Here is a 12113-nt window from a genome sequence, read left to right as displayed (position 1 = left end):
ACCCGCCCCGATTGGGGGCGGTCAGAGACCAGCCAGCAGTTCATTCAGTGTCTGTTGGCGCTGCGCCCACATCTCGATCACTTCGTCACGTGTCATGATGTGCATGGGCGAGCCGCCCGCCTCCATCTTCTTGGCGACGCGTGAATTGGCGAACATCTCGGGCACGGTTGCGGCCAGCTTTTCAATCACTTCAGGAGGTGTTCCCTTGGGCACCATCACACCCCGGAAATTGACCGAAGAGTTGTCTACCTCCAGGCCTTGTTCCATCATCGTTGGGACGTCAGGCAGGAACGCGTTGCGCTCCAGATCGGCGACGCCAAGGATCTTTACGTTGCCCGCCTCTTGCGCGCGGAATGCATCGGACAGGTTGTTGATGCCGCCCATGACCTCACCGGCGATGACGGCTTTCATCGCTGCCGCTCCCCCACCTTTGGTCGGGATGTAGGCCATCTTTGTGCCGGCCGCTTTGTCGATCTGCAGCGCCGCGATGTGGTGGCCCACAAAAAGGCCCGCGCCGGATACCGTCAGCTTGCCCGGGTTTTCCTTGGCATAGGCGACAACATCATCCATCGAGTTGAACTCACTGTCGGTACCAACCACGAACACGGCCGGGTCTGCGCCCCAGTTCGCGATGGGTTCAAAGCTGTCGGTCGAGTATTCGACGCCACCCTTAATCGACTGGGCGATGAAATGAGGAACGTTGTACGCACCCAGCGTATAGCCATCTGGATCGGCTTGAGTTGCGAACCAGTTCCAGCCAACGCGCCCACCGGCACCAGGCTTGTTGATGATGGCGATGGGCATCCCCAGCGCATCCTCGTTGCCCGAGGTCATGGTGACGATCCGTGCCTGGAAATCGGTCGCGCCTCCGGCCCCGTAACTGACCATCATCATGATCGGTCGTTCGGGATATTCCTCGGCCATTGCCGCGCCCGTCAGGCCCGTCAGAGCCATTGCTGCCCCTGCAATCAATCGTTTCATTTTGCGTTTCCTCCCTAAGTTGGTTCATCCGCGCATTTGCGTGTTCAGAACAGAATTTCTCTTGGTGTGTAGACGTTCAAAAGCATGGCAAAGAGCCCGTACATCACCGCCACAAAGACCGCTGTGATAATCCCACGTTTGATCCAGGTTTTGGCCTCGTTATGGGGCGCGGGGTCATAGATCGACAGAAGGGTAAAAAAGGCGATGGTTGTCGCGGTGTAGAACCCCAGCGTCTTCGCCGCCCAGAAAACATAGATCAGCGTGATGATCAGACCCGGCAGCATGTTCAGGAACATCGTCCGCGTCACGCCGTTTCCGACCTTGGACAGACCCATAACCGCTTTGCCAAATGTCCATCCGGCCAGAACCACAAAGACCGTTGCGATCAGGCGTGGGAACAGGAATGCCTCGGCGGGTTGTTGCGTGTAACTAACCCATGCGACCCACAGGCCAACTGCAAAGACCAGACCTGACCCGAATACGTGCTGTGAGCGGTTCATGCCTGTGCCTCCTCTTTGGTGGTGTAGCGGCGGCTGCGCAGTTCCATCCAAACCGAATAGGCGATCGAGGCCAGTACGACGGCGATCAGGAACAGGTTCAATCCACCGGTCATGAAGTACGAAGCCTTGCCGACCGTCGCGTCGGCGATCATTCCACCCTGGATGAAGTTGGCCTCGGCGATTGGCCCGAGGATCAGGCCCAGTACCAACGGTGCAGCCGAGAAACCGAAGCGTTCCAAAAAGAACATGCCGATGCCGAGGCACGCCATCACGTAGACGTCGCCCATCGAACCCTGAACCGAGTATGCGCCAAAGACCGAAAGGGCCAGAACGATGGCGGCCATAACCGATTGCGGAACCTGTGCGACGCGTGCGGCAAGACCCGCGACATAGAGGCCGAAGATACACATCAGCACCTGCCCGATCAGCATCGAGTTGATGAAGGTCCAGGCGACGTCGGGGTGATTATCAAACAGGTCCGAGCCCGGGAAAATCCCGTGGATCAGCAACCCGCCCAACAGCACGGCGGCGGTCGGGCTGCCGGGGATGGACAGCGTCAGCAGCGGGACCAGCGAGGGGCCGACCATCGCGTTGTTTGCGGATTCCGCGGCGATGACACCCTCGGAATGGCCGGTGCCGAACTTTTCTTTTTCCGACGAGAACTTCTTGGTCTGATCATAAGCGACAAGGCCCGCGATTTGCCCACCAACACCTGGAATCAGGCCGATGATCGAACCTGTCAGCGTTCCGATGCTCAGCGCTCGGGTGCGGCTGAACAGTTCCCTGAACGCCGCCAGGATCGAGTGGCGTTGCACTTCGATCACTTCGGCGCCTGTGTTGTGCCGCCCTTTGGCAAACATGGTCAGCACCTGTGGGATCGCAAACAGGCCAATCAACGCGGCAATAATGTTTATGCCGCCGCCCAGTGCGGGGTGAAAGATAAAGCGTTGTGCACCCATGATGTCGTCGAACCCGATGGTCGCCAGCCACAACCCGATGCAACCGGACAGCAGCCCTTTGACCACCGAGGCGGAATCAAGTGTTCCGATGACCGTCACCCCTAGAATGGCCAGCCAGAACAGGTGCGACGGGCCAAAGGCAAGCGCCCATTGCGCCAAAACCGGCGTCAGGAAGATCAGCAGCAGAACGCCAAAGATTCCGCCCACGGCCGATGCCAGAAAAGACAGCTGCAAGGCGCGGGCACCTTCGCCTTTTTTGGCCATCGTGTGGCCATCCAGAGTGGTGGCGATATTCGCCGGAGCGCCAGGGATCTTCAGCAGGATGGCACTGACCGCTCCGCCAGCCACGGTCGAGGTATAGGCCGCCCCCAGCAGGATCAGGCCTTGCGCGGCCTCAAGTTGGAAGGTGAACGGGATCAACAGGGCCACCGCCATCGTTGGTGACAGGCCGGGGGTCGCGCCCAGAATTAGCCCTCCGATCGTGCCGCCCAAAAGCAGCAGGAACGACATCGGCGTGAACACATCTCCGAAGTAGTAAATGAATTCCATCCTGGGCCTCCCAACCCGTCCGTTCGCACTTTTACCTTTGTTGACAAATCAGGTTAGGGGATGAAAATAGTATTGCAAATGTTTTCATAAATTTGACCGGGTAGGGTAAAATTATGGCTAACTTTCAAAAGGGTAAGGTGGATATTGTGGCCGTTGCAAAGGCTGCAAAGGTGTCGCCATCTACGGTTTCACGTACCTTCAATCACCCCGATCTGGTCAACCCGGCGACTCGCAAAAAGATCAACAAAGCGGTGCAGCGCTTGGGATACATCCGCAACCGCGCCGCCCAAACGATGCATGGAAAACGGTCGGGAACAATTGGCCTTGTGGTGCCCACAATCAACCATGCCATTTTTTCCGAGGTTATTCAGGCCTTTTCGGATTCGATCGACCAGGCAGGATTCAGCCTGTTGCTGGCGTCGCATGGGTATGACCTAGATCGGGAATACGCGATGGTTCGCAAGTTTCTTGAACATCGCGTGGACGGCGTGGCGCTGGTCGGGTTGGAACATTCCAATGCCACTAACCGCTTGATTAAACAGCAAAAGATTCCCGCGCTGGCAATCTGGAATTACTCAGAAGAATCACCCCTGCCTTGCGTTGGTGCGGACAACCATCTGGCCGGACGATTGGCGGCCGAACACCTGCTAGATTTGGGACACCGTGACATCGGGTTGATCTTTCCCGAAACTCAGGGGAACGACCGCGCGCAGCACCGCCTTTCCGCAGTGCACGACGCGTTGGGCGAACACGGGGTTTCCGTACCTGATGAGCATGAAACCCAAGCGCCGTACAGTGTTTCTCAGGCCAAGCAGGCGGCCTTGGCCCTTTTGACGACGCCGAAACGTCCGACGGCATTGCTGTGCGGCAATGACGTCATTGCGCAGGGGGCGCTGTTTGCTGCCCAAAAGCTTGGTTTAAGCGTTCCCGATGATCTGTCGATAATTGGTATCGGAGATTTCAAGGGCTCAGCTGACGTCGAGCCGGGCCTTACAACCATCCGCATTCCCGCAGAAACCATCGGAGCACTGGCCGGTGAGAAATTCACCGACTTTATTACGTCGGATGACCCCAAGCATTTCAGCATCCGCTGTGATTTGGAATGTGTCGCCAGACAAACGACCCGTTCGCTGGCGACCTGACAGGCCTGGGCAGAATAGTTAGGCTATGATTGCCTCAATCTTATCCAGCGTGGCTGCATTGACTGCAACGCCGTCGGTCTGTGCCTGCCTGCGCTTGCCGCCGCGTCCATCGCCGGGCAGATGCGCTCCGTTCTGTGCACGGATTGCGCCGACCAACTCGCTGATCCCCGAAGTAAACGCATCGCCAGAGGTGGCGGTCGGGTCGATCGCAATGAAGAACTGCCCGGTCTTGGGGGGGCCACCGGCGGTGCCGGAAAAAGGCGCGGCGTTAATGCCAAGGGTCGCGCCGGTCAGGGCTGCGGCCAGTACCTCGGTCAGCAGGGCAACACCGACGCCTTTGTAACCGCCTGACGGTGCCATCGACCCCTTAAGGCCGACATTCGGGTCCGTGGTCGGATTGCCATCTGCGTCCAGAGCCCAGCCAACCGGAATCGGTTTGCCTTCGCGGGCGTGTTTCATGACCTCGCTTTTGGCAATCGTGCTGGCGCTTTGGTCGATCAGCAGGGCAGGCTGGCCGTCCGCACCCGGTGCCGCGATCGAGAAAGGGTTGGTCCCGACGACGGGTTTCGCACCTCCCGAGGGCGCGATCGAGGCCGGAGCGTTGGTGAACCCCAATCCCACCAATCCGGCCTGCGCCAAACGGTACGTATGGTAGCCAAGGACACCGCAGTTATAGCTGTTGCGGATCGACAGCGCCGCGATCCCCTGTTCACGCGCGGCTGGGATAAGGGCCGAAAAACCCATATCAATCGCGGAATGGGCAAAGCCGGTTGCTGCGTCCACGTTCACTGCGCCGGGGCGTGGGCGCGACAGTTCCGGTTGGGCTGTTCCGTCCACTTTCCCACATTGCACGTGCTCGCAATATATCGGGATGTAGGCCAGCCCGTGGCTGGCAACCCCGTCCGCCTCGGTTGCCGCGGTGGCAACGGCCAATGGCCGGGCGTTGGCTTCAGATGTTCCTGCGGTGACAAGCGCGCGGAAGGCGAGATCTTCGATCTGCTCAAGGCTCAGGGTACGGGTTTCGATCATTGGGGCCTCTTTAATCGTTGTCGGATAAGCCCGCTCCGGCCCCGCGCAGGCGGGATTCCTCGGTGGCGGGGGCGTATGTGCGGTGGGCGAACCGGTTCAGAATGTTCCAATCAGTTGGATCAGGTTCCGCCCGTGTTCGACGGGGGACTGGTGCGGTCAGTTGGCCACCGATTTGCACCGAAACCTGTTGTGCCCTATCCGAAAGTGGGGCGTTCAGGGACAGGTCAAATCCGTCGGTTTCTACCTGTGCACGGTCACAGTCAACACTCACGCAGGTCTGTAACACGCGCGCCGCATTTGCCGCGAACGGAAGCAGCAAGGCAGGCACAGCTACGTTCTTTATCTCAATCGGGGCTGAGTTCAGTTGGTGCGCACAATCTGACAGCAATGCGCCAGTCACTAAAGGGCAAAGCTCGCTATCACTCTGCCATTCTCCGCTCAGATCGGCCGGGGAGTGTTGTTTAGGTGCGCGCGTCAATTCCAGTTGCAGCAGCTGAGCCAAAGCACCGGTGCCGTTTTGCCCCCGCGCGCACAGCCAGCGTGTTGCTTTCGCGGCTTCCTCGGCCAGTCCCCAGCTATATCCTGCACCACGCGCCGCGCGCTTTGCGGTGGCTTCGATCTCATTTAGCGAGACGTTCATGAAGATAGCTCCGGGTAAACCCACAAGTCTGCTGTGCTGGTATTCAGGTCTTCAGGGTAAGGCGCGCCAGCGTACATGCAGATACGGACCCAGCGGTCCGAGCGCGGATCAAAATGCGTGGCACCGAAAAACGACAGCTTGGCCCGGAGCATATCGATGGGCATGACGTCTGCGCTTATCGTGTTGTCGCGAAGCTCGCCATACGGGGCTACAACGCCGATCTGCGCGCGCCGCACCGTGTGGCGGTGCTCGGGATGGCGCAGTAGGAACTCGGCTATCGACCTGTCGTCCTGCCAATTCTCAAGATCCGCATAAGCCAGCGCGGCGTCTCTGGCCGGTGCAAGGGGCTGTTCATATTCGGCAATCGGTTCCTCGAACCGTTCACCAAGTCGCGGTTCCAGCTTTTCTTCGGACACGTACCAGGCGCGCGCGCAGTTCGCCTCGGCCGACCAATCCATATCCAGTGCCCAGCCAAAGCGATCGTGGATCGCGGCACGGAGTTGATCGACAGTCATGCCTCCATCAATAACCTGTGCCTGAGCATTCCCGTCAGCCATACAACCGGTCAGGCCATCCACCAGCTCGCCATAGGGTTCCAGAACAAGCGACGCGAGCAGTTCCTGACCTTCTTCGCCAAGTGTGGTTACTGACCAGCGGATGAGCCGATCCCACGGGCGGTCCTGCGTCAGGTCATTTTCGTCCAGATAGCCGGAAATGGCTGTTAGATCGGCATTCAATGAGGCAATCTTTTCAATCTGGACCGGATGCTCGGATCGCCACCACGACATCGATAACTTGCTGCGATCATAGATGTCCCGAAAGTGTCGGGCTTCGTCCTCTGACGCTGATTGCAGAGACCGAACACGTGCCAACGCCTCTTCGCGCGCCATGATCCAGTTGTTGAACAATACCGGGTGATTGACGATGAATGGAGCCATCCCCAATCCGGTTGAGTTTCCGATGCCCAGCCACTGTGCAATCTCGGGGTTCAGTTCAGCCGTCCGCATGCCGCCTTTGGCGAGGGCCATATGTTGCACCAGATCGCGGACAAATGTTCGCGTCAGGTAGACCGACAGCATTTCCGCCTGAAAGGGTGCGTGCAGTTCTGGCCGGTTCGCAATCTTCTCGCGATCCGCGGCGCCGAACTTGCCCGATCCGTAAACGGCTGTCGTCCGCATCAGGTAGCCGACTTTATGGATTTGCTCCAAGTCGGGCTGTTGTCCGGCAGCCAACCTGTCAACCACGTGTTTCCACAAACGCACGGACCGGTTGGCACGAGACAGGGACAGCTCGCTTTCGCTTACGCGCCCTGCCTCTTGCAACGGAACGTTTTCTGACAGGCGTTGGATGTCCTGCTTCGTTGGGATGCCATCGAATAATGCGAAAGTGGCGTCCCACGCCTCAGCGATCACCCGGTCCGACCGTTGTTCGGGCGGCAGGTCATGGGCGAACGCAACCAGCGAATAGGCGCGATCCGGACCTTGCGCCGTGTAGACTGCGTGGCCGACGCCGTTTTCGTCGATCTCAAAAACAGGACGCGTAAAGGCCCAGTTCTCGCGCGCCATACGTCGGGTCAGTTGTCGCATAAAGCTGAGTCTGCACTGATGCAGCGAGCCCAGCCGCGACAGGCGCATAACCTGCGCAGGATCGCGTCGCGGGATATCAGTACTGACGTGGTTCATGCGGTTTTTGATCCAAAGTTCAGATCGAAAAAGCGGTACCAGTTTCCGCCCATGATGCCCGAGACTTCTTCGGCGTTCATGCCAACGTTGCGCAGCCCGGTTTCGATATTTCCGAAGTCGCGATTATCCTCGAACCAGCTGGGCATCGGAGGAAAGCCGGGATTGCTGGCTGAACCTTCGCCGTAGTCGATTTCCTTGGTCCAGCGACCAACGCGCATCCATTCGACGATGCTGTCGGGCTGATCCTGACACAGGTCAGTTCCAATCCCTAGATGTTGTGCACCGTATTTGTCGGCCGTACGGGCAATCATTTCGCAAAAACTCTCTAACGTGCAGTCGGACTTGTCTTTCAAGTGATGAGGGTAGACCGAAAAGCCCAACATCCCACCGTTTTCCGTGACCGCGCGGATCACCGCATCGCGCTTGTTGCGCAGGGCAGGGGACCATTCGTGCGGGTTGGCATGCGTAATGGCGATGGGACGTTCGGAGATCTCGGCCGCTTCTATGGTCGAACGATCCGCCGAATGGCTCATGTCGACTACCAGACCCACACGGTTCATCTCTTTGATGACCTGTTTGCCCATGCGGGTGATGCCGGTGTCCTCGGCCTCGTAACACCCGGTCGCCAGCAGGGACTGGTTGTTATAGGTCAACTGCATGAACCGCGCGCCCAGATCGTGCAGGATTTCCACCAGCCCGATATCATCTTCGATGGGCGACGGGTTCTGGAACCCAAAGAACACGGCCGTCCGCCCGGTTTCCCGGGCGATGTCGATGTCGCTGGCCCAACGGCCTTTCATGATCAGGTCTGGAAATTGCTCAAACCAGCGGTTCCACTTTTCAAAGTTCAGAACCGTTTCGCGAAAGTTCTCGTGATATGAGATGGTGACGTGGATCGCATCCACGCCCCCTTCGCGCAGTTGGCGGAAGATTTTCTCCGACCAGTTGGCGTATTGCAGCCCGTCGATGCGCATCAGACCGGGGTCCCGGCGCTGATGTATGCAGTTTTGACCGTGGTGTAGAACTCCGCCGCTGCCTTGCCCTGCTCGCGTGGACCGTAAGAGCTGTCACCGCGTCCGCCGAAGGGCACGTGATAGTCGGTGCCCGCAGTCGGAAGGTTCACGGTCACAACACCAGTGCGCGCGTTGCGGCGGAAATGGGTCGCGCGGGCGAGGCTTTGCGTCACGATCCCCGACGTCAGCCCGAAATTGGTGTCGTTAACTACGCTCAGCGCTTCGTCATAGCTGCCGACCTTGATGACGCTGGTCAGCGGCGCGAACATCTCTTCGCGGTTGATCCGCATATCGTTGTTGGTGTTCAGGAAAACGCCGGGGGACATGTAGAACCCGTCATGCGGCATCTCAAGCCGCTGACCACCGCAGGCCAGTTCTGCGCCCTCAGATTTGCCCAGATCGACATAGGCGAGGTTTTCGCCCAGCTGCTGTTCGCTGACGACCGGCCCCATCTGAACGCCCTCTTCCAAAGCGTGGCCAACTTTCATCGCCTGGGCACCGGCCACGAGCTTTTCGACAAACGCATCATGCACACCGGCATGAACGACCAGACGCGAGGACGCGGTACATTTCTGACCTGTTCCGCCAAAGGCTCCGCCCAGTGCCAGCGTGACCGCGAGATCGAGATCGGCGTCGTCCATGACGGCCAGCGCGTTTTTCGATCCCATCTCCATCTGAACTTTGGTCAGGTTCTGGATCGCAGCGGCGGCTATACCTTTGCCAACTGGAACGGAACCGGTGAAGGAAATCGCGTTGACCTTGGGGCTTTCCACCAAACGCTGACCGATCGAGCGGCCCGACCCCATGACAAGGCTGAATAGCCCTTTTGGAATGTCCTGACGTTCGATGATTTCGGTCAGGGCCACGGCAGAAGCCGGCGTGATGTTGGCGGGTTTCCAGACAACTGCGTTGCCATAGCACAGCGCCGGAGCAATCTTCCACGACGCGGTCGCAGTCGGGAAGTTCCACGGGCTGATGATGGCAACCACGCCCACGGCTTCGCGGCGGACGTCAATTTCAACACCGGGGCGGACGCTGTCGGCGTTTTCACCGATCTGGCGCAGGCATTCGGCTGCGTAATAGGTAAAGAACTGACCGGCGCGGTAAACCTCGCCCTTGCCTTCGGCCAGCGGCTTGCCTTCTTCGCGGGCCAGCAGGGTGCCCAGCTCTTCGGCGCGCGACATCAACTCGTTGCCGATGTTCATCAGAACCGCTTGCTTGCGCTCGGGACCGTAGGCTTCCCATTCTGCCTGTGCAACACGCGCCTGATCCAATGTGGCCTCAAGCTGATCGGCGCTGGCCTGAGCAAACATGCCAACCAGATCGCTCAGATCCGAAGGATTGCGGTTTTCAATTTCGGTCTCGCCCGCCAGCCATTCGCCAGCAATCAGGTTCAGTTTTGTCACGATGCGCCCCAGAGTCATGAAAATTGGTCTGGCGCAGAATGGCTTTTTGAGTAGATATCAGTCAAACTCAAATAAATTGAGCAAACTTCAGAAAAGGTGAAGCTTGGCGATCAAGATCGAGACCCTGCGATGCTTTTGCACTGTCGCCCAAACCGGCAACCTGATCGAGGCGGCCGACCGGCTGGGCCGGACCCAGTCGGCGGTGTCTATGACCCTCAAGCAGTTTGAAGATGAACTGGGCAAAAAGCTGTTTGAAGGTGAGCGAAAGAACCAACTGTCGCCTTTGGGATTGCAGGTCTTCGAGGTGGCATTGAAACAAGTCCGCCAGTTCGATCAAGCCGTCCTGGATATCATGGCCGCAGCAAAAGCAGAGCACGGGTTGCTGCGCATCGCGTCCGTTCCATCGGTTGCGGCGCTGATTTTTCCTAAGGTTCTGGCCTATGTCACCGAGCGCTTTCCCGGCGTAAAAGTCGAATTGCGTGACACAGATACTCAGCAGGTATTGGACGCACTGGTTGAGGGTAAAGCGGATATTGGCATCGCCTCAGGTCAGCACGCGCTGAACGGAGTTCGGTCGCTTCCATTGTTCGAAGACAGGTTTGGGCTGGTATGCGCCTCTGATCACCGTTTGATACGACAGCCAAATATGCCAACAATTGACGAAGTCCTGACACTTCCGTTTATACGAAACGCGCTGTGCGATCTGATTCAATCGCCCAAGTTCCGGGCATCCGAAGCGCAGGCGGATGTTACTGTTCACAACACCCATTCCCTTATCACAATGGTCAAGACCGGGGATTGGGTAACGGTGTTGCCGCAATCGGTCGCCAGTTTTATGCCCGAGGCGACGGCGTTTCGCGAAATTGCGGATTTGCCCGATCAGCGCCAGGTCTGCCTCTATGTCAGTGAACATGCGCGGTTCAAGCATCTGACCGAAGAGGCGGTCGCTTACATTCTGGAACTGGGCGCTGCCTGATGGCAGAGTACGAGTTCACGGCCAATTTTCGACAAAGCCGAAACATTTCTATGATAATATCGAATTTGAGTGCTTCTTGGACGTAACGCTTGATGGGTGACGCGTCACCATGTTTCAATTTTTCTTGCCGGGTCGGCGCATCGTGCGGCTGACCCAAAAATGGGAAAGCATCGGCTTTCCGACTTTGTTTGCAAGGTGCACCACGGCCCCCGGGCATAGAAAAACAGCGCCGCAGACGTCCAACAAGGAGACACAAATGAAAAAATTAGCCACGTTACTGGGAGGCGCATCCGCTGTGATCGCTGGACCCGCCCTTGCTGCTGATATCGTGATCGGCGTGCCGAACTGGCCTTCGGTAAATGCGACGGCACATATTTTGAAAGTTGCGATCGAACAGAACCTCGGTCTTGAGGTTGAACTTCAGAATGGCACCAACCCGATTGTGTTCGAGGCGATGGACTCCGGTGCCATGCACGTACACCCCGAAGTTTGGATGCCCAACCAACAAAACCTGCATGATACCTACGTAAAAGATAAGGGAACGGTTACGTTCAACGCGAATGGCGTTGAAGCCTTTCAGGGTATGTGCGTCGACAAGGCAACCGCCGAAGCACATGGCATTACGTCCATTGAAGACCTGACAAATCCCGACAACGCCGCGCTGTTCGACAGCAACGGTGACGGGCAGGGTGAGCTATGGATCGGTGCGCCGGGATGGGCGTCGACCAACGTCGAAAAAATTCGGGCCAAATCCTACGGTTATGACCAAGTTTTTGAACTGACAGAAATTGACGAGACAGTGGCTTACGCGAATCTCGACAATGCAATCAAAGCGGGCGAGCCGTGGGTTGGGTTCTGCTACACGCCGCACTATGTGTTTGCCCTGCATGACATGCAGATCTTGGAAGAACCGGCGTACGACGCAGCCAAGTGGAACGTGCTGCAGCCCACAGACGACCCAGATTGGCTGGAAAAATCCGAGGCCGGCGTTGCCTGGGATCTTGCCTACCTGCATTTGCACTTCGCAAAGTCGCTTGAGGAAGAATATCCGGAAGTGGCGACCATGCTGTCCAACATGAAACTGGATACGGACACGGTTTCGGCGATGACCTTTGCATTGGTGATCGAAGGCCAAGAGCCTTTGGCTTATGCCGAGGAATGGGTCGGTGCGAACGAAGATGCCGTTCTGGGCTGGATGTCAAATTGATTGACGCCCACCGGAATTGAAACTCTGGC

At 57.9% G+C, this 12113-nt stretch carries 11 protein-coding genes; 3 read left to right on the top strand and 8 right to left on the bottom strand.

What is annotated here, in order from left to right:
• Window positions 1-21: 21 nt before the first annotated feature.
• From AC2FGC_RS06515 to AC2FGC_RS06505, 3 genes are read right to left on the bottom strand one after another with little or no spacing between them, the layout of a single operon-like run.
• The gene (locus tag AC2FGC_RS06515; protein WP_496781714.1) at window positions 22-981 is read right to left on the bottom strand and encodes a Bug family tripartite tricarboxylate transporter substrate binding protein; all 960 of its coding nucleotides are present in this window, start codon (window positions 979-981) and stop codon (window positions 22-24) included.
• A gap of 44 nt (window positions 982-1025) precedes the next feature.
• Window positions 1026-1481 (bottom strand): tripartite tricarboxylate transporter TctB family protein, encoded by a 456-nt coding sequence (locus AC2FGC_RS06510; RefSeq protein WP_496781712.1) that lies wholly within the window; start codon window positions 1479-1481, stop codon window positions 1026-1028.
• Window positions 1478-2989 carry a tripartite tricarboxylate transporter permease gene (locus AC2FGC_RS06505; RefSeq protein WP_496781710.1) on the bottom strand — a complete coding sequence of 504 codons (1512 nt, stop codon included), beginning with the start codon at window positions 2987-2989 and terminating at the stop codon, window positions 1478-1480. Before AC2FGC_RS06505 ends, AC2FGC_RS06510 begins: the two co-directional genes overlap by 4 nt.
• A gap of 113 nt (window positions 2990-3102) precedes the next feature.
• Between AC2FGC_RS06505 and AC2FGC_RS06500 the strand changes: the two genes are divergently transcribed.
• Window positions 3103-4131: a LacI family DNA-binding transcriptional regulator gene (locus AC2FGC_RS06500; protein ID WP_496725500.1), complete on the top strand. Its 1029-nt coding sequence runs from the start codon at window positions 3103-3105 to the stop codon at window positions 4129-4131.
• A gap of 18 nt (window positions 4132-4149) precedes the next feature.
• Here the strand turns inward: AC2FGC_RS06500 and AC2FGC_RS06495 are convergent, their stop codons facing one another.
• Genes AC2FGC_RS06495 through AC2FGC_RS06475 form a run of 5 tightly spaced genes read right to left on the bottom strand, consistent with a single transcriptional unit; the run spans window position 4150 to window position 9919 of the window.
• Window positions 4150-5160, bottom strand: a complete 1011-nt coding sequence (locus tag AC2FGC_RS06495; protein ID WP_496725501.1) for an Ldh family oxidoreductase — start codon at window positions 5158-5160, stop codon at window positions 4150-4152.
• 10 nt (window positions 5161-5170) lie between these two features.
• Complete coding sequence (locus AC2FGC_RS06490) at window positions 5171-5800, bottom strand: DUF3726 domain-containing protein (protein ID WP_496725502.1); 630 nt, start codon at window positions 5798-5800, stop codon at window positions 5171-5173.
• Window positions 5797-7482: a hypothetical protein gene (locus AC2FGC_RS06485; RefSeq protein WP_496725503.1), complete on the bottom strand. Its 1686-nt coding sequence runs from the start codon at window positions 7480-7482 to the stop codon at window positions 5797-5799. The genes AC2FGC_RS06490 and AC2FGC_RS06485 overlap by 4 nt, the downstream gene beginning before the upstream one ends.
• The gene (locus AC2FGC_RS06480) at window positions 7479-8456 is read right to left on the bottom strand and encodes a membrane dipeptidase (protein ID WP_496725504.1); all 978 of its coding nucleotides are present in this window, start codon (window positions 8454-8456) and stop codon (window positions 7479-7481) included. Before AC2FGC_RS06480 ends, AC2FGC_RS06485 begins: the two co-directional genes overlap by 4 nt.
• Complete coding sequence (locus tag AC2FGC_RS06475) at window positions 8456-9919, bottom strand: aldehyde dehydrogenase family protein (protein ID WP_496725505.1); 1464 nt, start codon at window positions 9917-9919, stop codon at window positions 8456-8458. The genes AC2FGC_RS06480 and AC2FGC_RS06475 overlap by 1 nt, the downstream gene beginning before the upstream one ends.
• Before the next feature lie 85 nt (window positions 9920-10004).
• On the opposite strand from AC2FGC_RS06475, the gene AC2FGC_RS06470 reads away from it, so the two are divergent.
• On the top strand, window positions 10005-10877 hold the full coding sequence (locus AC2FGC_RS06470; protein ID WP_496725506.1) for a LysR family transcriptional regulator: 873 nt from the start codon (window positions 10005-10007) through the stop codon (window positions 10875-10877).
• Between the two features lie 256 nt (window positions 10878-11133).
• Window positions 11134-12084, top strand: a complete 951-nt coding sequence (locus tag AC2FGC_RS06465; protein ID WP_058279528.1) for an ABC transporter substrate-binding protein — start codon at window positions 11134-11136, stop codon at window positions 12082-12084.
• Window positions 12085-12113: the final 29 nt, after the last annotated feature.

Source organism: Ruegeria sp. CDSC054, assembly GCF_059610645.1.
Note: the sequence above shows the minus strand (reverse complement) of the source record. Positions and strands in the feature narration are given on the sequence as shown.

Excerpts from the sequence above, each read along its gene's own strand:
- AC2FGC_RS06515 (WP_496781714.1), bottom strand. The coding sequence starts at position 981 with ATGAAACGATTGATTGCAGGGGCAGCAATGGCTCTGACGGGCCTGACG.
- AC2FGC_RS06510 (WP_496781712.1), bottom strand. The coding sequence starts at position 1,481 with ATGAACCGCTCACAGCACGTATTCGGGTCAGGTCTGGTCTTTGCAGTT.
- AC2FGC_RS06505 (WP_496781710.1), bottom strand. The coding sequence starts at position 2,989 with ATGGAATTCATTTACTACTTCGGAGATGTGTTCACGCCGATGTCGTTC.
- AC2FGC_RS06500 (WP_496725500.1), top strand. The coding sequence starts at position 3,103 with ATGGCTAACTTTCAAAAGGGTAAGGTGGATATTGTGGCCGTTGCAAAG.
- AC2FGC_RS06495 (WP_496725501.1), bottom strand. The coding sequence starts at position 5,160 with ATGATCGAAACCCGTACCCTGAGCCTTGAGCAGATCGAAGATCTCGCC.
- AC2FGC_RS06490 (WP_496725502.1), bottom strand. The coding sequence starts at position 5,800 with ATGAACGTCTCGCTAAATGAGATCGAAGCCACCGCAAAGCGCGCGGCG.
- AC2FGC_RS06485 (WP_496725503.1), bottom strand. The coding sequence starts at position 7,482 with ATGAACCACGTCAGTACTGATATCCCGCGACGCGATCCTGCGCAGGTT.
- AC2FGC_RS06480 (WP_496725504.1), bottom strand. The coding sequence starts at position 8,456 with ATGCGCATCGACGGGCTGCAATACGCCAACTGGTCGGAGAAAATCTTC.
- AC2FGC_RS06475 (WP_496725505.1), bottom strand. The coding sequence starts at position 9,919 with ATGACTCTGGGGCGCATCGTGACAAAACTGAACCTGATTGCTGGCGAA.
- AC2FGC_RS06465 (WP_058279528.1), top strand. The coding sequence starts at position 11,134 with ATGAAAAAATTAGCCACGTTACTGGGAGGCGCATCCGCTGTGATCGCT.